The sequence below is a fragment of the Sphingomonas sp. URHD0057 genome, assembly GCF_000620665.1.
In the GTDB taxonomy this organism is placed as follows: Bacteria; Pseudomonadota; Alphaproteobacteria; order Sphingomonadales; family Sphingomonadaceae; genus Sphingomicrobium.
The window spans coordinates 540,895-561,146 of sequence record NZ_KK211162.1 but is presented as its reverse complement, the minus strand read 5'-3'; the positions used below and the strand labels follow the sequence as shown (position 1 = coordinate 561,146).

The 20,252-nt window shown below is 65.4% G+C and carries 17 protein-coding genes, 1 tRNA gene and 1 pseudogene; 4 read left to right on the top strand and 15 right to left on the bottom strand.

Annotated features, from left to right (window positions below; genetic code table 11):
- Position 1: 1 nt before the first annotated feature.
- The 4 genes from N539_RS0111655 to N539_RS0111640 form a co-directional block, all read right to left on the bottom strand.
- Positions 2–2,113 carry a M13 family metallopeptidase gene (locus tag N539_RS0111655; RefSeq protein WP_231463045.1) on the bottom strand — a complete coding sequence of 704 codons (2,112 nt, stop codon included), beginning with the start codon at positions 2,111–2,113 and terminating at the stop codon, positions 2–4.
- Positions 2,100–5,408, bottom strand: a complete 3,309-nt coding sequence (locus N539_RS0111650) for a TonB-dependent receptor (RefSeq protein WP_051531766.1) — start codon at positions 5,406–5,408, stop codon at positions 2,100–2,102. Before N539_RS0111650 ends, N539_RS0111655 begins: the two co-directional genes overlap by 14 nt.
- A gap of 69 nt (positions 5,409–5,477) precedes the next feature.
- Positions 5,478–6,449 carry a FecR family protein gene (locus N539_RS0111645; protein ID WP_028970396.1) on the bottom strand — a complete coding sequence of 324 codons (972 nt, stop codon included), beginning with the start codon at positions 6,447–6,449 and terminating at the stop codon, positions 5,478–5,480.
- Positions 6,446–7,015 carry an RNA polymerase sigma factor gene (locus tag N539_RS0111640; protein ID WP_028970395.1) on the bottom strand — a complete coding sequence of 190 codons (570 nt, stop codon included), beginning with the start codon at positions 7,013–7,015 and terminating at the stop codon, positions 6,446–6,448. The genes N539_RS0111645 and N539_RS0111640 overlap by 4 nt, the downstream gene beginning before the upstream one ends.
- A gap of 173 nt (positions 7,016–7,188) precedes the next feature.
- Between N539_RS0111640 and N539_RS16870 the strand changes: the two genes are divergently transcribed.
- A complete protein-coding gene (locus N539_RS16870; RefSeq protein WP_156029916.1) occupies positions 7,189–8,388 on the top strand; it encodes a diaminopropionate ammonia-lyase in 1,200 nt (399 codons plus the stop codon).
- A gap of 37 nt (positions 8,389–8,425) precedes the next feature.
- Here N539_RS16870 and N539_RS0111630 read toward each other — a convergent pair.
- Positions 8,426–8,500: transfer RNA gene (locus N539_RS0111630), tRNA-Gln, on the bottom strand.
- A 155-nt stretch (positions 8,501–8,655) separates the two neighbouring features.
- On the opposite strand from N539_RS0111630, the gene N539_RS0111620 reads away from it, so the two are divergent.
- On the top strand, positions 8,656–10,719 hold the full coding sequence (locus N539_RS0111620; protein WP_028970394.1) for a M13 family metallopeptidase: 2,064 nt from the start codon (positions 8,656–8,658) through the stop codon (positions 10,717–10,719).
- A 9-nt stretch (positions 10,720–10,728) separates the two neighbouring features.
- Complete coding sequence (locus N539_RS0111615) at positions 10,729–11,064, top strand: DOPA 4,5-dioxygenase family protein (protein WP_028970393.1); 336 nt, start codon at positions 10,729–10,731, stop codon at positions 11,062–11,064.
- Here N539_RS0111615 and N539_RS0111610 read toward each other — a convergent pair.
- The 9 genes and pseudogenes from N539_RS0111610 to N539_RS0111570 all read right to left on the bottom strand — a co-directional run bounded on the left by N539_RS0111610 (position 11,061) and on the right by N539_RS0111570 (position 18,823).
- Positions 11,061–11,453: a hypothetical protein gene (locus N539_RS0111610; RefSeq protein ID WP_028970392.1), complete on the bottom strand. Its 393-nt coding sequence runs from the start codon at positions 11,451–11,453 to the stop codon at positions 11,061–11,063. The genes N539_RS0111615 and N539_RS0111610 overlap by 4 nt on opposite strands.
- Before the next feature lie 27 nt (positions 11,454–11,480).
- Positions 11,481–12,371, bottom strand: a complete 891-nt coding sequence (locus tag N539_RS0111605) for a branched-chain amino acid aminotransferase (RefSeq protein WP_028970391.1) — start codon at positions 12,369–12,371, stop codon at positions 11,481–11,483.
- Between the two features lie 32 nt (positions 12,372–12,403).
- Positions 12,404–13,252 carry a pyrroline-5-carboxylate reductase family protein gene (locus N539_RS0111600; protein WP_028970390.1) on the bottom strand — a complete coding sequence of 283 codons (849 nt, stop codon included), beginning with the start codon at positions 13,250–13,252 and terminating at the stop codon, positions 12,404–12,406.
- The gene (locus N539_RS0111595; protein WP_028970389.1) at positions 13,249–13,758 is read right to left on the bottom strand and encodes a YbjN domain-containing protein; all 510 of its coding nucleotides are present in this window, start codon (positions 13,756–13,758) and stop codon (positions 13,249–13,251) included. Before N539_RS0111595 ends, N539_RS0111600 begins: the two co-directional genes overlap by 4 nt.
- Positions 13,755–14,057: an accessory factor UbiK family protein gene (locus N539_RS0111590; protein WP_028970388.1), complete on the bottom strand. Its 303-nt coding sequence runs from the start codon at positions 14,055–14,057 to the stop codon at positions 13,755–13,757. Before N539_RS0111590 ends, N539_RS0111595 begins: the two co-directional genes overlap by 4 nt.
- Before the next feature lie 66 nt (positions 14,058–14,123).
- A pseudogene (locus N539_RS0111585) lies at positions 14,124–14,882 on the bottom strand (TlyA family RNA methyltransferase); the annotation flags it as partial.
- Positions 14,879–16,801 carry a 1-deoxy-D-xylulose-5-phosphate synthase gene (gene dxs / locus N539_RS0111580; RefSeq protein WP_028970386.1) on the bottom strand — a complete coding sequence of 641 codons (1,923 nt, stop codon included), beginning with the start codon at positions 16,799–16,801 and terminating at the stop codon, positions 14,879–14,881. The pseudogene N539_RS0111585 and the gene dxs, both read right to left, overlap by 4 nt.
- A gap of 64 nt (positions 16,802–16,865) precedes the next feature.
- Positions 16,866–18,425, bottom strand: a complete 1,560-nt coding sequence (locus N539_RS16865) for a tryptophan halogenase family protein (protein WP_051531764.1) — start codon at positions 18,423–18,425, stop codon at positions 16,866–16,868.
- 68 nt (positions 18,426–18,493) lie between these two features.
- Positions 18,494–18,823, bottom strand: a complete 330-nt coding sequence (locus tag N539_RS0111570) for an ArsR/SmtB family transcription factor (protein ID WP_028970385.1) — start codon at positions 18,821–18,823, stop codon at positions 18,494–18,496.
- Between the two features lie 109 nt (positions 18,824–18,932).
- Here N539_RS0111570 and N539_RS0111565 point away from each other — a divergent pair, with 109 nt between their 5' ends.
- Positions 18,933–19,688: an SDR family NAD(P)-dependent oxidoreductase gene (locus N539_RS0111565; protein WP_028970384.1), complete on the top strand. Its 756-nt coding sequence runs from the start codon at positions 18,933–18,935 to the stop codon at positions 19,686–19,688.
- A 54-nt stretch (positions 19,689–19,742) separates the two neighbouring features.
- On the opposite strand, the gene N539_RS0111560 is transcribed toward N539_RS0111565, so the two are convergent.
- The gene (locus tag N539_RS0111560) at positions 19,743–20,207 is read right to left on the bottom strand and encodes a Fur family transcriptional regulator (RefSeq protein WP_028970383.1); all 465 of its coding nucleotides are present in this window, start codon (positions 20,205–20,207) and stop codon (positions 19,743–19,745) included.
- Positions 20,208–20,252: the final 45 nt, after the last annotated feature.

Sequence of the window (20,252 nt, the reverse complement as noted above, 5' to 3'; positions counted from 1 at the left end):
CTTACCAGATCCGGACCCGTTGGGCCGGCGGCAGGTAAAGCCGTTTGCCGGTTCCGACTCCGAACGCCGGGTACCAGGCGTCGACGTTGCGCACCGTCGCGACGCGTTGCTGCACGGGCGAATGGATGTCGGTCATCAGCCGCTGGAGCAGGACCGGCCGGCGGTACACACAGCGCCAGATCTGCGCCCAGCCGAGAAAGAAACGCTGGTCGCCGGAGAAGCCGTCGAGGACGGGTGCCGGGCTGCCGTGCAGGGAGGTTTTGTAGGCGTCATAGGCGATGGTGACGCCCGCGAGGTCGGCGATATTCTCGGCAAGCGTGACCTTGCCGTCGATGTGCTTGCCCGGAAGCGGCTCGTAACGGTTGTATTGGGCGACCAGCGTCGCGGTCAGAGACTTGAATCGCTTGACGTCGGTCGGAGTCCACCAGTCCGACAGCCGGCCGCGCTCGTCATAGCGGGCGCCCTGCTGGTCGAATTCGTGGCCGATCTCATGCGCGATGACGGAACCGATCGCGCCGTAGTTCACACCAGCGTCGGCGTCGGCGTCGAAGAATGGGGGCTGCAGCAGGCCGGCGCTGAACACGACCTGGTTGGTCTTGTGATTGGCGTATCCGTTGACGCCCATCGCCGGCAGCTGCGTGTACCATTCGGTCTTGTCGTACGGGCGACCGAGCTTGTGCAGCAGCCGGTCATATTCGAAAGCGTTCGAGCGCATGACATTGCCGGCAAGGTCGTTGCGCTGGATCGCAAGCTCGGAATAATCGCGCCAGTGCCGGGGGTAGCCGATCTCCATGACCAGCGCGGCAAGCTTGGCGCGTGCCCGCGATCGAGTCTTGGGGCTCATCCAGCGCAACCCTTGCAGGTGCCGATCCCAGGCATCGAGAACGTTGCGCACCAAGGCGTCCGCTTCCGCCTTCGCCTTGGAGGGAAAATAGCGCTCGACGTAAATGCGGCCGATGTCGTCCCCCATCGCCAGCGCAACCGTGTCGCTCGCGCGCTTCCACAAGGGTTGGTTCTCCGATGTACCCTCGAGCGCCTTGCCGTGGAACTCGAAGGCAGCATCGACGAACGGTTGCGCCAAATAAGGCGCGAAGGTGTCGAGCGTCCGCAGCCTCAGATAATCCCTGAAGACGGGCACGGGCGTTGCCGCGATCAGCGCCGCGGAGCGGGCAATCGCGTCCGGCTGCCGGGCGATCAGACGGCTGTGCGACGCCAGGCCAAGCGCATCGAACAATGCCGGCCAGGCGAAGGATGGCGTTGCTTTGGCAAGCTGGTCCGTGGTGCGCGGATTATATTGGGAGTCCACGTCCTGTATGTCGACCAAGGGCGCTTGCGCCTTCGCCAGGGCCGTTTCGAACGCAAGCACGGCATCGGCGCGCGGAATCGTCTGGGATGCGCCGGCCAGCGAGAGGAGGCGGATCAGATAGGCGCGGTAGGCGGTCCGGTGCGCGGCAATCTCCGCGTCATTCGACAGATAATCGTCGCGGCTAGGCAACCCCAGTCCGGCCTGTGCCAGCTGAAAGGCGGCGGAGTCGGGATTCTTGTCGTCAGCCTCGACCCACACCTCGAACGGGCCGGTGACGCCGGAGCGCGCGAGACGCCCCATGACCCCGGCAAGCTCCGCCGGAGTTGTGGCGGCATCGATCAGGCCGAGCGTCGGCGCGATTGGAGTGAGCCCGCGCGCATCGACGATCCGCCGATCGAGGAAGCTCGCGTAAAAATCGCCGATCTTCGAACCGGGCTCACGGGCGACCGCTTCGAGGATCGCACGAGTGCGTTCCGCCGATAGCTGCTCGAGCCTCGAGAAGACGTCGTTGACGCCTTGGTCGGCGGGGATCGCGGCGTGTCGCGCCCAGCCGCCATTGGCGTAGCCGAAGAAGTCGTCGCCGGCCCGGATCGAGCGGTCCATGCCGGCAAGGTCGAAACCCCAGGCGCCGATTTCAGGCCCACCCGCGACCTGAGGAATCGCCGCCTGTCCACTCGAGCCGTTGGGGCTGTGCTCCGAACGGACAGGCGGCGTCCACACGAGCGCTGCGACCACGGCGATGGCACCAAGCGCCGGCATCGGGATCAGCTGACGCCAGCCGCCTGTAATCACCTCAAAACCGCGCAACTGCGCCCGCATAGAAGAAGCGGCCGATGCTATCGTAGATGCTGCCCTCGTCGGAGACGCCGCTGATCGACGGCGGCGGCAGTCGATTGGTCAGATTGTCGATGCCGACATAGAAATTGTAGCGGCGGCCGACATCGAAGCCGAGGTGGATGTTATGGTACCACGCCGGCCGGAAATATCGGATCGGATAGGCATCCGCATCCTCGGGTGGGCGGCCCTGGATCGAGACGATGTTCTCGATCGCTCCGGGCGACATCTTGCCGATGTATCGCATGCGATAGCCGAGCGTGACGGGGCCGCGCTTGAGGTTCAGGTCCCAATTGAACGCATTCTTGGGATTGCCGAGCTCCAGCAGATTTTGGTCCGCCCGGTGCGGGTCCTCCGGGTTGAGGAAGGAATCGTTTTGAAGAACCCGGGTGTAGACCAGCCGCGTGTCGAGCAGCGCCAAGCCAGGGACCTTGCGCCGGTAATGAGCTTCGACGTCGATGCCCCGCACCTTCAGCGCGGCATAGTTCAGCGGCACCAGGCGCAAGCTGTTGTTGATGATCTGCCCGGGAATTTCGTCGGTCGGGAGGGTCGCGCCCGTCGTGTTGCGCTGGAAGAGAGCGCAGAACTGGTTGTCGATGTTGGCCGCGTCGTAACAGGAATTGAGGATTGCCTGGACGCTTGGCGTCGTGATCACGTCCCGCACCTTGATGTCGTAATAGTCGACCGAGAGCGAAAGGCCGGGGACGAACCGCGGCTGCGCGACGGCACCGATGGTCAGGGAGTCGGACGTTTCGGCGCGAAGGTCCGGGTTGCCGCCCGAAAGGTACGGGAAGGACGAGATGTAGGTGAAGTCGAAGTCCGCCGGAACTCCGGCGGCACGGCAGTTCGCCGCCCGGTTCGCAGAACCGGAGGCGATATTGTGGCGGGAGCACGGATCCTCGGTCAGTCCCTCGTTGACGAAGTTCTGACCAAGTGGCTGGTAGATTTCGACGAGGTTGGGAGCGCGCACGGCGCGTGACTGGTTGACCCTGAAGCGGAGGTCGCGGACCGGCGCCCACTCGACCCCGGCGTTCCACGCGAACACCGAGCCCGTCTTGCCCTTGTAATCGGCGAGACGACCGGCGCCGTTCAACGTCAGTTCCTCGAAGAACGGCCGCTTCGCCAGGATCGGCACGCGAAGCTCGCCGAACAGCTCCTTAACTGCGAACGCCGGCGGTTCGAACGGCGGCGCCGGCGTGTTGAAGGTAATTCCCGACTGGAGCAGCTTATCCTGAAGGTCACGGAATGTTTCGCGACGGTACTCGCCGCCGACGACGAAGCCGACGGGTCCGCCCGGAAGCTCGAACCATTGGCTGCTGTCGCCGGTCAAATAACCATTGGCAACGAACTGGGTGATGCGCGCGCGCGATTGGGTCGTCGCGAGAATATAATCCTTCGCCCCTTGCGAGATATTGCCTTCGCCGAAGGGATTGAGTGGAACGCACTGGGCGACGTCCTGCGCGAGCTCGCCCTGAGCGAATTCCGGATTTTCAGCGAATTCGTAAGCCACCGCCGCCGACGGATCGATCTTTGAGCGGCAGACGATCTGGCCCGATACCGGGTCGCGGACCGCGTCGATTGCAAGCAGGTAGCGCTGGATATTGACGTTGCCGGTGTCGGTTGTGCGTGTGGTGACACGCCCGGCATTCCCGGACAGCTCATAGGCCCAATCGCCGTTGAAGGTGCCGCGGACGCCACCCACCAGCCGGTAGGTCTGGCGACGGTCGTTCTGGACCACCGCCCCTAGGTCGGCGAAGTTGCGGCCGAAGAAGAAGGGACTCTCCTCTCCCGGGGCAAGGCCGAGCGTCTGCCGGATGAAGCCGCGCGCCTGATCGGTCAGAAACGGATTGTCGGTGCTGTAGGTCTCGCGCGGGCCCCACAAGCCGGCGCTGAAGAAGGAGCCGAGCGAGCTGCCGAAAGCATCGACGCGCACATATTTCGCTTCGACGAAGGGCTCGAAAGCGTCGCTAACCGTGAAATGGGCGAGCAGATTGAAATTGTAGCGGTGGACGTCGGGCGAATAGCCCAGCAGCTTGCCTTCCAGCAGATTGGAGCCGTTGCCACCGTTGTAGAAAGCGAAAGGCGGAAGGCCGGCGCGATCGCCGGTCTGGAGCAGCAGATTGCCGTTGGATTGGAAATTGTACGCCGGGACGTTGCCGTCAGGCCCGGGTTCGAAGACGATGTACTGGCCGCCGTTGCTGAAGCCGATGTAGCGGATGTCGCGAAACAATGTGCGGTCGGGAATGCCGTCGCTGCCGTTCGGATCGCCGGGCTCGTCGAAATCGGTCTGCAGGTAGAAGCTCAGGTTGCGGTAGGCGGGCCGGTCGGACGCGTACCAGTCATCCTGGTGCGAATATTCGAGATTGGCGGCGATATTGCCCCGCCCATCGGCGAAATTCTTTCCCGCGAGCGCGCTGAGATATTGCTGACCGGCGTCGCCATGCTTGCTGATGCCGCCTTGCCCGCGGACCTGGATTCCGTCGTAATCGCGCTTCAGGATGAAGTTGACGACGCCAGCGACCGCGTCGGAGCCGTAGACGGCGGAGCTGCCGCCAGTGACGATGTCGACCCGGTCGATCAGGTCGGTCGGGATCGTGTCCACGTCGACCGCGGTCGTGAACGGTCCGCCCGGGATGTGTCGGCGGCCGTTCTGAAGGACGAGCGTGCGGTCGATGCCCAATCCGCGCAGGTCGAGCATGTTGAGGCCGGCGCCGCCGCCGATGCGGGTCGAATTGGACTGCGACACGGTGCTTCGCATCGACGGCAAATCATTCAGCGTTTCGCCGATCGACGTTCGTCCGGTGCGAAAGAACTCCTCCCCGGCGACGGAGGTGATCGGGGTCGGGGACTCGTCGTTGGGCCGCCGCACGCGCGAGCCCGTGACCACGATCGAGGCCGCGTCAGTCGCGGCGCTTGCGGCCGCGATGGGAAGGCCTTGGTCCAAAGGGCGGGCGTCGGCTCCTTGGGCGCGAACGATCGCGATCGCCCCCGAAGCATCCACCCGAGAGCTGAACCCGCTGCCCGATAGCAGCGCCTGGAGCGCGGCATCGGCGTCGAGACGTCCTGTCGCGCCCTGGCTCTGCGCCTGGCGCACGTCATCAACGCGATAAATGAGCTGCCGGCCCGACTGACGGGCATAGGTGTCGAGCGCGGTCTTCAGGCTTCCTGGAGAAATATTGAAGGTTCGCACCTGTGCTTGCGCCGGTGCCGCGGCTGCAATCAGCGCCGGCGCGACGAAGGCGGCGAACCAAATTTTTCTGTCGTGCACCGGCTTCCCCTCCCGCCGACGATTTCTCCTCTCTTGGACACTCGGTCAGAGCAAAGCCGTAATGTGCGATCAGCCCGACACGAAAATTTTGTCCGGGGTTGAACGAACCTTGAGGCCGTAGGCATCGTCCAGCAGCCTCGCGAAGGCCTCGACGTTTCTCGCGTCGAAGCTTCCGCCAATTCGGATGTCGCCCGTGCGCGCATACTCGATCATCAATTCCTTGCGGTTGTAGCGGTTGAACTCCGCGGCCGCGTTCGAAAGCGTGGTCGAATTGAATTGCAGCCGGCCGCTGCGCCACGCGAGCTCCTCCTCCACATTCTGCTCGGAGTCCGCCTTGACCAGCGTCATCGAACCCTCACCGACCGCGGTGTCGCCGGTGGTGATCGTCGTCGAGCGCGAGGCTGAAACCGGTCCGGCTTCATCGATCCGGACGCGGCCTTCCACGACAGAGACGAAGACCTTCGGCCCGGACCGGCGGACGACAAACTTGGTCCCGAGGACGGTGACAGTCCGCGGCCCCGCGAACACCACGAACGCTTGCCCAGGCATCTTCGCGACCTCGAAATAGGCCTCGCCGCGATCGAGCCAGACCCTGCGCTGCGAACCGTCGACTTGGGTCCGGATGACGGTTGCCGTGTTCAGCTCGATCTTGCTTCCGTCGGCGAGCCCGATAATCCGGTGACCTCCCACTTTCGTCTCGAACGACGCGACGCTCGCCGTATCCCGCGGGGTCCAAGGCGTTCCCCGGCCTACCACGACGATCGTCGTGAAGACCAACAGGACGGAGGCGGCTGCGGCCACCGGCCGCCACCAATTTCGCAGCTCGAACCTCGGATGGGCGAGTGCCTGCGCCGAGCCAAGCGCGCAAATTCGGTCGGCGCCGCGCCAGCCGTGCTCGAGCCTCCAAAAAGCCGCTTTGTGAGCCTCGGACTCGGCCAGCCAATCGTCGAGCAGCCTTTGCTCCTCCTCGCACCAACTGGGCTGCTCGGACCGCATCAGCCAATCGGCCGCTCGTAGCTCGATTTCCCGCGCGCGGCTCATTGCGACTTCGCCTTGCGAACGCCGAACAACGCGCGACGGGCGACTTTTCCGGACCCTCCAAGCATGTGATCGGTGAGTGCGCGCATTCCCTGGGTCAGCTGCTTTTCAACGGTGTGGACACTGATCCCGAGGCGTTCCGCGGTCTCGCGCGTCGATAGCCCCTCGAGCTTCCGCAGCATCACGACTTGACGGCATCTGGGCGGAAGCTTCCCGAAGCCGGCCTCGGCGCGACGAAGCTCATCGCGGGCGCTGAGCTGAGTTTCCGTGGACCGCATTTCAAAGCGATGCTCGACCACGGCCATGTCGGCGACGAGCTCGAACGACACGACCTGCGCCCGCTTCGCGCAATTGATGAGATGGTTGCGCGCGACGGTGAACAAATAATGCCGCGCATTCAGGGGAACGCCGGAGCGAGCGCCGATCAGGATCCGCTCATAGATGTCCTGCCTGAGATCGGTCACCTCCGAAGTCGTCCTCCAATTGCGCCGAATGAAGTGCGTCAGGGCGCGTTCGAGCGGGAGGATCTCGTCGCAGAACCAGGCCTTGAGTATTGCGTCCTCGACCATTTCGGGCAGTCGCCTCCGCTTGCCGCACGGCGTTATGATGCCTGAGACAAGCGGCGCCACCCTATCCGTTACGCTTCGGTGGCGAAAGAAATCACGGGAAAGGCGCTTCTCGGCGGTCTAACCCCATCAAGCGCGCCGCCTGGGTGCGCGGATTAGGAGGCTTGCTGAACCCGGTGCGCATTCACTTGAACTCCAACGCCGCTGCCCGCGACCTTCCCGCTCCCGCGTGGATCGATCCCCATCTTTCGCTGCGCAGAGCGGAGCTGGCGCGCCGCGAAATGCAAGCCTGGCCCGGCTACGCGCCGACGCCGCTGGTCAGGCTGAGCGGCCTTGCCGATGCGCTCGGCCTCGGCGCGATCTGGTTCAAGGATGAGGGATCGCGCTTCGGGCTCGGCAGCTTCAAGGCGCTCGGCGGAGCCTACGCGGCTGGCCTCGCAATCCTTCGCCGCCTTCGCGAGCTCGGCCTCGCTTCGCCCGCCACTACGCTTGACGAAATTCGCGCGGGCCGCTTCGCCGGCGTGGTATCGGGCCTGACGCTTGCCACCGCGACCGATGGAAACCACGGCAAGTCGGTCGCCTGGGGCGCCCGGATGTATGGCGCGCGATCGCGCATCTACCTGCATCGGAACGTCAACGCGGTCCGGGAGGCCGCGATCCGCGACCTTGGGGCGGAGATTGTCCGAGTGCCGGGAAATTACGACGATTCGGTTCGCGCCGCGCGCGCCGACGCCGACGAGAACGGATTCCTGATCATTTCGGACACGAGCTACGACGGTTACGTCGAGACTCCCGCGGACGTGATGCAAGGCTATACGTTGATGCTCGACGAGGCCCTCGCCGACCCAGCGGTCCGGCCGACGCACGTGTTCGTGCAGGCGGGAGTCGGAGCGCTCGCGGCGGCCGTCGCGGGGCACCTCTGGCAACGCCTCGGTCCCGGTCGCCCGCGGGTGATCGTGGTCGAGGCAGAAGCCGCGAACTGTCTCTATCGGAGCGCCGAAGCGGGACGCGCGGTCGTGGTCGAAGGCGATCATCCGACCATCATGGCCGGCCTCGCTTGCGGTGAAGTCTCCATGCTCGCCTGGCAAATTCTCGAGACGGCGGCAGACGCCTTCGTCACGGTCGCCGACAGTGACGCAAAGGCTGCAATGCGGCGCCTTTACCGGCCCTCCGGGAGCGATCCATCCATCGTCGCGGGTGAATCCGGCGCTGCCGGACTGGCAGGTTTGCTCGCCGCGGCGGGCTCGGAAGCGGCCCGTGAGCAGCTCGCACTCGATCGCGATGCGGCAATCCTGCTGATCGGAACCGAAGCCGATTCCGACCCCGACAGCTTCGATCGGATCGTCGGCCGGGAGCGGCCCCAAGCTGCGGAATGAAAGTGCGGAACGGGCTGCGAGTGAGTGAGCTCAGCGCTGGCTGGGGCGGCAGGATTCGAACCTGCGAATGCCGGTACCAAAAACCGGTGCCTTACCACTTGGCGACGCCCCAGCAGCGGCCGCATGTGCGGGAGAAGGCGGGCTTATAGCCGCCATCGCGCGCGAAGGAAGAGGCGCCGCCCCACCACCGCCATTCGTCGAATGAGCGATTGCGCCCGCCTTTGAGCACGGTAACGATCCGGTTCTCGTTCGAGTGGGGAATACAACATGAAAAATCGCTTGGTCGCCGCGCTGCTGGTCGCGACCGCTTTCGCCGGTTCGGCTTCGGCGCAAAGCACTGCTCCTTATTACCCGCCCTCCGGGTTCGACCTGACCTCGATCGACCAATCGGTCAAACCGGGCGACGATTTCTTCCAATATGCGAACGGCAAATATCTCGACCGCTCGGCAATCCCGGCCGACCGTCCGACGGTGTCGCGGCGCTTCGAAATGACCGATCGCATGGAAGCGAACCTTCACCAGCTGCTGCAGGAAGCGTCGAAGGACGTCGGCGAGCAGCCGGCCGACAATCGCGGCAAGGCGGGCGCTTTCTATTATTCGTTCCTCGACGAGCCGCAGATCGAGCGGACCGGCATCGCTGCCATCGCTCCCGAGCTCGACGCCATTCGCTCGGCCACGAGCCCAGCCCTGCTCGCCGCGCTGATGGGCCAATCGGCCTACGACTTCTATCCGGCGATTGCCGCGCCGTTCGTCGACAGCGACCTCAAGGCGCCCGAACGCTACGCCATCTATGTCAACCAGTCGGGCCTCGGCCTGCCCGACCGCGATTATTATCTGAAGCCGGAGTTTGCGGCGCAGCGCCAGGCTTACGCCGACTATGCGACGCAGTTGCTGACCCTGATCGGCTGGCAGGGTCCGGCCAACGCCGCGGCGCAGGCGATCGCGTTCGAAACCCGGCTCGCCGAGGACAGCTGGGACAAGGCCCGGCTGCGCGACCTGACGACGCAATATAACCCGCATGCGCCGGCAGAGCTGGCCGCGCTTGCCCCCGGCGTGGATTGGGCCGCGCTGCTCGCCAATGCCGAGCTCGGGGACCGCGACCGGCTGATCGTCGGCCAGCCCGACGCCTTGACCAAGCTCGCCGCGACTTACGCCGCGACTCCGCTCGATACATTGAAGGCGTGGATGGCGTTTCGCGTTGCCGATGCGGCCGCGCCCTATCTTCCGAAGGCATTCGAGGAGGCCCGGTTCAATTTTCGCGACAAGACCCTGCTCGGGCAGGCGCAGATGGCGCCGCGGTGGAAGCGCGGCATGCGTGCGGTTGCCGGCGGCGATTGCGGCGTCGACCCCGCGAGCTGCTTCGGCACCTTCAACTGGGGGGTCGGAGAGCTTTATGCCGGGCGCTATTTCCCGGCCGAGACCAAGCAGCGGATCGAAGCGCTCGTCCAGGACATCAAGGCCGCTTACCGCAACCGCATCGAGCATCTCGACTGGATGGGACCGGCGACGCGGGCCGAGGCGCTGAAGAAGCTCGACACATACACGATCAAGGTCGGCTATCCCGATACGCCGCGCGACTATTCGAAGCTCGTTATCCGGCGCGACGATGTGGTCGGCAACGTCCGCCGCTCCGCCGCGGCCGACTGGCAGTTCTATGTCGACCGCAGCAAAGAGCCGGTCGACAAGGGCGACTGGGGCATGACCCCGCAAACCAACGACGCGTACAACGGATCGCTGCGCGACATCGTCTTCCCGGCGGGGATCCTGCAAGCGCCGATGTTCGATGCCAACGCCGACCCAGCCTACAATTACGGCGGGATCGGCGGCGTCATCGGCCACGAACTGACGCACGGCTTCGACGATTCGGGCCGGACGATCGATGCCGCCGGCGCGCTCCGCGATTGGTGGACGCCCAAGGACGCCGCCGAGTTCAAGCGCCGCGCCAAGATCCTCGGCGATCAATACGCCCAGTTCGAGCCGGTGCCCGGAGTGCACATCAAGCCCGAGCTCACGATGGGCGAGAACATCGCCGACCTTGGCGGGCTGACGATGGGGCTCGACGCGTATCATGCCTCGCTTCACGGAGCGAAGGCGCCGGTCGTCGACGGGATGACCGGCGACCAGCGGGTGTTCATGGGTTGGGCGCAGGCCTGGGCCGGCAAGATGACGCCGGAAGCGATCCGCAACCTCACCACCAGCGACCCGCACAGCTATCGCAAGTATCGCGTCAACGGAGTCGTCCGGAATATCGACGCCTGGTACGCGGCGTTCGGCGTCAAGGCCGGCGACGCGATGTATGTCCCGCCGGAAAAGCGCGCGCGTATCTGGTAAGGGCCGCGGATGGCCGAGCCCGCGATTCGCGATTTCCACGCGCACATCTACTTCGACGAGGACCAACTCGAGCGTGCGCAGGCGCTTGGGGCCGCGGCACAGGCGAAGTTCGGCGTCCCGGTCGGCCACTTTCACGTTCGCCCGGTCGGCCCGCATCCGCGCGGAAGCTGCCAGCTGACCGTGCTGCGCGATCATTTCGGCGACTTCGCGCAATGGATGGCGCTCAACCGCGACGGCCTGACGATCTTCGCCCATACCAGCACCGGCGAGGATCTCGCCGACCACACGCAGCACGTGATATGGTTCGGGCCGAGCGAGCCGCTCAACCTCGCGATCTTCGACTAGGCCGCTGCCGGTCGATTTCGCTGCGGCCACAGCGCTCCGCCAACCACGAAGAGCGGAACGATGCTGAGCAGGAAGGTCAGATGGTACCAGACCGGAAACCTGTTCCACAGATTGATGTGGACCGGCAGGAACATCGCGAGCACGATCGCGCCGGATATCCACGGCGCCCACTTGCTCGCGGGCGCGATCCAGCGCGTGACCGCGCCCGCGGCGAACGAGGCGATCGCTGCCTCAATCAGTCGCCCGGCTTTCATCGCCGGGGTGAACAGCAACGTCGCTTCGGCCGCGTGATAGCCGGGAATTGCGGCGCGAAGGCCGAAGTTGAGAATGGTCACGACGGCGGTCCATGCCACCAAACCGCCGACAATGCCCGCGATCGTCCTTCCCATTGCCGACCTCCCCACTCTGTCCAAGGGCTAGGTGTTCGCGATGCGCCCGTTGACCAAATCGTCGTAATCCTTGGCGAGCTGACGGGAAAGATCGCCGACTTCGAAGTTCCACGGGCCGGCTTCGCGGATGAAGGTCACTTCGGCGGCGCTGCCGGTAATGAACATCTGCTCGAAGCTCTCCAGCTCCTCCGGCCAGATCGCGCGCTCGATAACCTCGACCCCGCGCTTGCGCGCGAGGTCCATCACCGTCTGCTTGGTGATGCCATTGAGGAAGCAGTCGGGCGTCGGCGTGAGCAGCGCGCCGTCGCGAACGAAGAAGGCGTTGGCGCCGGTCGCTTCGGCGATCTGTCCCCGCCAATCGAACATCAGCGCATCGTCATAACCGCGTGCCTCCGCATGCTGACGGGCGAGCGTGCAGATCATGTAGAGGCCCGATGCCTTGCTGTGCACCGGCGCGGTATAGGGCGCGGGGCGACGATAGGGGGCGATATCCAGCCGCAAGCCCTTGGCCGCGATCGCCTCGTCGAAATACTTGCCCCAGTCCCAGGCAGCGATCGCGACGTGGCAGCCGGAGCCGCGCGCGGTGACCCCCATCTGCTCCGACCCACGCCACGCCACCGGGCGCATGTAGGCGTCGACTAGATTGTTGGCCTTGAGCACGTCGATGCACGCTTCGTTGAGCTGATCGACGGTATAGGGAATCTCCATGCCCAGAATACTCGCACTCTTGTGCAGCCGCTCGCTGTGCTCGCGTAGCTTGAAGATCTCGCCGTTATAGGCGCGCTGCCCCTCGAACACCGACGAGGCGTAATGGAGCGCGTGGGTGAGGACGTGAACCTGCGCGTCGCGCCACCCGACGAGCTTGCCGTCCATCCAGATCCAGCCGTCACGGTCGTCGAAAGGGCGCGGGTCGACCATCGGTAATCCTGCTGTGGGTGCGTGTCGGGCGCCTAGGACAGGCGCTCGGGTTCGGCAAGCGCAGCAAGCTTGGCCTCATTGGCCATTTCGGTGCCTCGCCGAGCCGCGGCGTCGATGGCCAGCGCAACCAGCTGATCGAGCACCTGATCCTTGTCGAGGACCGCCAGGCCGGCTTCGGTCGTCCCGTTGGGACTGGCGACGCGGCGGGCGATCGAGTCCATTCCTTCATTGCTCGCGGCCGCCATCCACGCCGTCCCGAACACGGTTTCGAGGGCGATGGTGGACGCGATCTCAGTGCTGAGCCCGCGCTGCTCACCGGCCTTGATCAGCGCATCGACAAAGCGGGCGACATAGGCCGGTCCGGCGCCGGCAACGGCCCCGACCGCTGCGCATTTGGCCTCATCCGTCATCCACGGCGCGAAGCCGAGCGGCGCGACGATGTTGGCAACCTGCTGACGCACATCATCGTCGGCATCCCTGCTGAACAGCGCGATGACGCCGCGGCGGACCGCGACCGGCAAGTTCGGAAGCGCGCGAACGATCGCTCCCGCCTTCGGGAACCGCGCTTTCAGGCTATCGGCTTCGGCGCCGGCAAGCAGCGAGATGAGAACCGTCTTCGACGTCAGCCACGTCTTCAGTTGCGGCGCAATTTCGTCGAGTTTCTGCGGCTTGAACGCCAGAACGACGAGCTTCGGCGCTGGTCCGGCGTCGGCAAAGCTGGTGACCACGCGAACGCCGTCGACCGCTTTCCCGCTCGGCCGGATCACGACCAGGTTCGAGAGCGAGAGACCGGCGCTGCGCCAACCGTCGATGATGGCGCCGCCCATGTTGCCGCAGCCGACGAACCAGGTCGGCGAAGGAAGGACTGGAATTTGGGTCATGCTTCTCCGTGTGTGTCGATGAGGGCCGCGGCGATCGCTTCGCCGGCCGATTTGTCGCCCCAAAGGACGAATTGGAAGACGGGATAAAAGCGCTCGCACTCTTCGACTGCGGCTTCGGCGATGGCTTCCGCCTGCTCGAGGCTGAGACCGTCGTCCTCGCGGGTGTCGAGGATGGTCGAATGGCGGAACACGACGAGGCCGGAGCCCGACCACATTTCGAAATGGCCGAGCCACAATTGCTCGTTGATCAGGCTCAACGCCTCGAAGATCGCGGCGCGCTTCTCCGGCCCGACCTTGATGTCGGGAAAAGCGAGGAACTGCAGCACCTGGTCTTCGGGACGCCACACACCGCGCAGCTCATACTGCGCCCAGCTGCCGGTCGCCGAGGCGACGATCTCGCCCTCGGCGGTGCGCTCGCAAGCCCAGCCGCGCGCCTCGAAATAGCTCTCGAGTACCTCGATCGGAGCGCCGTCGTCGCGCTCCTCCTGGATTTCCTCTTCGCTCAGGAGGCTGCTCCCGACTTGGGCTTGGTGGCGCGCTTCGGCGCCGCGGCGGGCGTGCCGACCAGCTTCGCTTCGAGCGCCGCGATCCGGCCTTTGAGCATGTCATTCTCGTCGCGCGCCGCGGCGGCCATTGCCTTGACCGCCTCGAACTCGTCGCGGCCGACGAAATCCGCGCCGCCCATCCATTCCTTGAACTTCTCGCGCGCGCTGGTCTCGGCCTCACGGCCCATGCCGGCGAAGGTCCCGGCCATGCCGTTCACCATTTTCACGAAATCGTCGAACAGCCGGTTCTCGGACTGCATGGAGGTTCTCCCTTTCGGCGCGGATTTAGGGATTTGGTCGCGATTCTGCCACCCTGCCCTCGCCAGCTATCCCCAACTGCCTGAACTATCCCCAATTTTCTCGGCGCCAAGCAGGAACTCGACATTGCCTTCGGGGCCGGTGATCGGGCTTGGCGTGACGCCGCGCACAACCCAGCCCTGCGAAGCGACCCACGCCGCCGCGGCCTCGCAGACGCGCTCGTGTACGACAGGATCGCGGACCACTCCGCCTTTGCCCACCTCCTCGCGTCCCGCCTCGAACTGCGGCTTGACCAATGCGACCAGCTTCGCGCCGGGCTTGGCGAACTTCAGTGGCGTCCCGAGCACCTTGGCGAGGGAAATGAAGCTCGCGTCGCACACCACGAGGTCGACCGGCTCGGGCACCTGCTCTCGCGTCAGGTAGCGGGCATTAATCTGCTCGAGCACGACCACTCGAGGATCCTGCCGCAGCTTCCACGCGAGCTGGTTGGTGCCGACATCGACCGCATAGACCTTGGCCGCACCCCGGCTCAGCAGCACGTCGGTGAACCCGCCGGTCGAGCTGCCGATGTCGAGCGCCACCGCGCCCGCCACGTCGAACCGGAAATGGGTCAGCCCATGATCGAGCTTGATCCCCCCGCGCGACACCCACGGATGATCCTTTCCGCGCACTTCGAGATGCGCGTCCTGCGCGAGCATCTCGCCCGCTTTGGCGACCTTCCGCTCCCCGCTGAACACCGCCCCCGCCATGATCAGCGCCTGCCCCCGCGTCCGGCTCTCGGCCAACCCTCGGCTCACCAGAAGTTGGTCTGCACGGACCTTGGCTACGCCCGTACCTCCTCGACGCCGGCGCTGTTGATGCGCAGCGCCTTCAGCACGGTCTCGACGATGTGCGGCGCGTTCAGGCGCGCTTCGTCGTATTGCTTCTCGGGCTTGTCATGCTCGAGGAAGGCGTCCGGCAGGCGCATGGTGCGGATCTTGAGGCCCGCGTCGAGCAATCCCTCGTCGCTGGCGAGGGTCAGCACGTGGGCGCCGAGGCCGCCGATGGACGCCTCCTCGACCGTCACGACCACCTCGTGCGTGGTCATCAGCTTGCGGATCAGCTCGGCGTCGAGCGGCTTGGCGAAGCGAAGGTCGGCAACTGTCGTCGACAGGCCCTTGGCCTCGAGCTGATCGGCGGCCTTCTCCGCCTCCGCCAGCCGCGTCCCCAATGAGAGGATCGCAACCTTCTTGCCTTCGCGAATGATGCGCCCTTTGCCGATCGCCAGCGCCTGCGGCTCAACCGGCAGCGGCAGGCCCCGGCCCTCGCCGCGCGGATAGCGCACGGCGATGGGCCCGCTGTCGTGCAGCGCCATGGTGTGGACCATATGGGTGAGCTCGACCTCGTCGGCGGCCGCCATCACCACGAAATTCGGAAGCGTGCAGAGGTAGGCGAGGTCGAAGCTGCCCGCGTGCGTCGCCCCGTCGGCGCCGACCAGCCCCGCGCGGTCCATCGCGAAACGCACCGGCAGATTCTGGATCGCGACGTCGTGGACGACCTGGTCGTAAGCGCGCTGCAGAAAGGTCGAATAGATGGTCGCGAACGGCTTGTAGCCTTGCGCGGCGAGGCCGGCGGCGAAGGTCACCGCATGCTGCTCGGCAATGCCGACGTCGAACGTCCGTTCGGGAAACGCCTCGGCCACTTTGTCGAGCCCCGTGCCCGAAGGCATCGCCGCGGTGATCGCGACGACCTTCTCATCGCGCATCATCTCGGCGGACAGGGCCTTCGCATAAACGCTGGTGTAGCTCGGCGCGCCCGCGGCCGCCTTCGCCTGCACGCCCGACACGACGTCGAACTTGACCACGCCATGATATTTGTCGGCGGCATCTTCGGCCGGCGCGTAGCCCTTGCCCTTCTTGGTCACGACATGGACCAGCATCGGCCCGATCTCGGCGTCGCGGACATTCTCGAGCACCTCGACCAGCGCCCGCACGTCGTGGCCGTCGACCGGCCCGACATAATAAAAGCCGAGCTCCTCGAACAGCGTGCCGCCGGTGACCCAGCCGCGGGTATATTCCTCGACCTTCCTGGCCCAGTCGTGGATCGCGTCGGGCATCGCCCGAGCGATCTTCTGCGCGACCTTGCGCGGCGCCAGATATTTGTTCGAGCTGACCAGCCGCGCAAGGCTGTTGCGCAATGACCCGACCGGCGGCGCGATCGACATGTCATTGTCGTTGAGGATGACGATCAGCCGGTTCCCGGCCGCCGCCGCATTGTTCATCGCCTCGTACGCCATGCCGGCGCTGAGCGCGCCGTCGCCGATCACCGCCACGGCCTTGCCCGGACCGCCTGACAGCTTGTTGGCGATGGCGAATCCGAGCGCGCTCGAAATCGACGTCGAGCTGTGCGCCGCGCCGAACGGGTCGTATTCGCTCTCGCTGCGCCGGGTGAAACCGCTAAGCCCGCCGCCCTGACGGAGCGTGCGGATACGGTCGCGCCGCCCGGTCACGATCTTGTGCGGGTAGGCCTGGTGACCGACGTCCCAGATCACTTTGTCGTTGGGCGTGTCGAACACATAGTGGAGCGCCACGGTCAGCTCGACCACGCCAAGTCCGGCGCCGAGATGCCCGCCGGTCACCGACACCGCCGCGATCGTCTCCTGGCGCAACTCATCGGCCAACTGGGGGAGCTGCTCCTTGCTCAACGCGCGAAGGTCGACCGGATAGTGAACCGTGTCGAGCAGGGGCGTGTCGGGTCGATCACTCATCGCAGCAGGCACTTACGCGGCGAGAGCAGCGAAGTCATCAACGTGCGGCGATTTCAGCGATTGCTCAGGAAATGCTCAGGCCAACTGGAGGCTGAGCGGGGCCGGTCGTCCGCTTGGCGTCGGCGATCTGACGCACGAAGTCGGCGTGGGACGGCATCGCCTGCACGCCCGCCGCGATCAGGCTCCGGATCTGCGGCAGGTGGCTCGCGATAACGTCCGTCGGAAGGCCGAGCATCAGCGGGTCGAAGGTCTCAGCATTGTGGCCTTGCCCTTCGAACACGGCGGTCCAGCTGAGCGGGCTGAAAAGCTCGTCCTCGGTGCGAAACACACGACCGTAACCGCGATAGAGCTCCATCTTTTCTACAAGGCTGTCGGGGAGCGCCATCTCCCGGCACTGATCCCAAAGCGGCTGTCCGTGCCGCCCGTTGGCGGCATAGTGAAACACGATCAGATCGCGGACCTGTTCGAATTCCCTGGCCGTCACCTTGTTGTAGAAATCGATGTCGGCCTGCCGGAAGCTGCGGTCCGGAAACAGGTTGAGCAGCTTTTCGATGCCGGTCTGGATGAGGTGGATGCTGGTCGATTCGAGCGGCTCGAGGAAGCCGCTGGAGAGGCCGATCGTGACGACGTTCTTGTCCCAGAACTTCTGCCGGCGGCCGGTGCGGAACTTGACCAAACGGGCGTCGCCGGCGGGTGCGGTGGGGAGGTTGGAAGCGAGCTCGGCGGCGGCTTCGTCGTCGCCGATGAACCGGCTGCAGTAGACGTATCCATTGCCGGTCCGGTGTTGCAGCGGAATGCGCCACTGCCAACCGGCGTCTCGCGCGGTCGCTTGGGTGTATGGCGGCAGGTCGGGCATCGGCTCGGACGGCATCGCCACGGCGCGATCGCACGGAAGCCAGTGCGACCAATCCTCGTAACCGACCCCCAGCGCGCCTTCGATCAGCAAGGCCCGAAAGCCGGAGCAATCGACGAACAGGTCGCCTTCCAGCTTTTCGCCGGCTTCGAGCAGGATGGCCTCGACGAAACCGTCCTTGCGGAGCTGGTGCCCGACAATCTTGGCATCATGGCGGACGACGCCTTGCTTCTCGGCGATCTCGCGCAGGAATTGCGCGTACAGGCCGGCGTCGAAATGGAAGGCGTAATCGACCGGCCGTTGCATGTTCGTAGCGCGGAACGTGCGATGGAACTTGCCGGCGTGCGCGGCTTGCGCAGTGATCGAGTAATCGTCGTACTCACCGGCGTCGATACCACGCTCCGCGCGCAAGCGGCGCCAGCGGTGGACCAGCGCCAGGCCCGGGCTGAACCCGAGCGGCCCGAACGCGTGAAAATAGGCGCTGCCCGGCGTGGTCCAGTCACAAAACTGGATCGCCGCCTTGAACGTCGCCTTGGTCTTTCGGACGAATTCGTCCTCGTCGATTTCGAGCAAGCGGTTGATCTGCCGGATCGGCGGGATGGTTGCTTCGCCGACCCCGACAATGCCGATCGCGCTGCTTTCGACGAGATGGATTTCGCAGAAGCGGCTCTGCGTGAGCTTGGCGATGGCCGCGGCCGACATCCACCCGGCGGTGCCCCCGCCGACGATGATTACCTTGCGTATCGGCGCGGTGTCGGGGCGATCGCTCATCGCGTCAGGGACTACGCGGCGAGAGCTGCGAAGTCACCAAGGTGCTCGGAAGCAATTTCAGGTGACGCTCAGGCCGGCGCGGCCTCCGCTTCAAGCACCGCATCGAGCAGGCCCGGGAAGCGGGCGTCGATCTCGTCGCGGCGCAGCCGGTTGATGACCATCGTTCCCTGCTTGCGGCTTTCGATCAGCCCGGCGCCGCGCAACACCGTGAAGTGGCTCGACATCGTCGCGCGCGGTAATTCGTCGGGCGCGGCGCAATTGCAGGCGAGACCATCGGCATCGCCTTTGCGGTCCTCATCCAGGCGACGCACGATCGCCAGCCGCGTCGGATCGGACAAGGCATGGAGGACGCTTGCCAGGGGAACGTCCTTCAGACTGGGATGAATGAACCGGGCCACGTGGTTGATATAGCGAGAAAGTCCCAATTTTCCAAAATTCCGTTGTTCGGATATCTTGAACAATGATCGCGACACTCCCACTTCTCCGTCACCAAAAGGGAGCTATTCCATGTCCAAGCCACTTGCCAACAAGACTGCCCTCGTCACCGGCGCTTCGCGCGGCATCGGCCGCGCGATCGCCAAGCGCCTGGCCCGTGACGGCGCTCACGTGTTCGCTCACTACAACCGTTCGTCGAATAGCGCCGAAGCGCTGGTCGGGGAGATCGAGGAGGCCGGTGGTTCGGCCGAAGCGATCGCCGCCGACCTCGAAGACGTGAAGGCCGTCGACCGGCTCGTTGCCGACGTCAAGGACCGGCTCGGCGGCCGCAAGCTCGACATCCTCGTCAACAATGCCGCCGTGGCCGAGTTCGTCGCCTTCGCCGACACCGATACCGAGACGCTCGATCGCCAGCTTGCGATCAACGTGCGTGCACCCTTTCAGCTCACCTCCGGCCTCGTCGACTCCCTCGCCGAGGGCGGGCGCGTCCTGTTCACCAGCTCGGTCGTCGCCAGGACCTATTTCCCTGGCGCTCCGGCTTACGCCATTACCAAGGGAGCGATCGACACGCTCACCCGACACCTCGCCGGCGAGCTCGGCGAGCGCGGGATTCGGGTCAACGCCATCGCCCCCGGCGCGACCGAGACGGACATGGCCGAAAGCTTGCTCGGCAGCGACGAGGGCAGGGCGCAGGTGACGTCGCTTCAGGCGCTGAAACGGATTGGCCAGCCCGAGGACATTGCCGGTGTCGCAGGTTTCCTCGCCGGTCCGGACAGCGCCTGGGTTACCGGCCAGGTCATCGACGTCTCGGGTGGAATCAAGCTCTAGATCGCCGGCAAACAAGGAAAAGAAGGGCGTCGCGGTTCGTCCGCGGCGCCCTTTCTATTCACCTTCGCAGTCGCCACAGGTGCCGCGCACCTCGATCACCGGGCGCGGGGCCGAGAAGCCGGCGCTCTTCGCGGCCTTGCGCACCCCGCCCGACAGGCTGTCGTCGTCGATGTGCACGGTCTGCCCGCAGGTGTCGCAGATCAGGAAAATGCAATCGTGCAGGCAGTCGGGATGCTGGTTGGCGATGTAGGCGTTGGCGCTCTCGACCCGCCGCGCGAGATTGGCGCCGACGAACAGGTCGAGGATCCGATAGACGCTGTTGGCAGCGACCCGGCGACCCTGCGCCTTCGACACCGCCTCGGCGACATCATAAGCGCTCGCCGGCTTGTCGAACCCCGCCAGCGCGTCGAACACCGCGGCGCGCATCTCGGTCCACTGCTCGCCCTCCTTGGTGAGGCGATCGCGCGCCGCATCCTTGAGCGCGTCCCCTTGGTGGAGTTGATGGTCGTGATGGGTCATGGTCAATGCCTGGAATAGACCTCGCCCGGCATGCGGGCAAGCAAG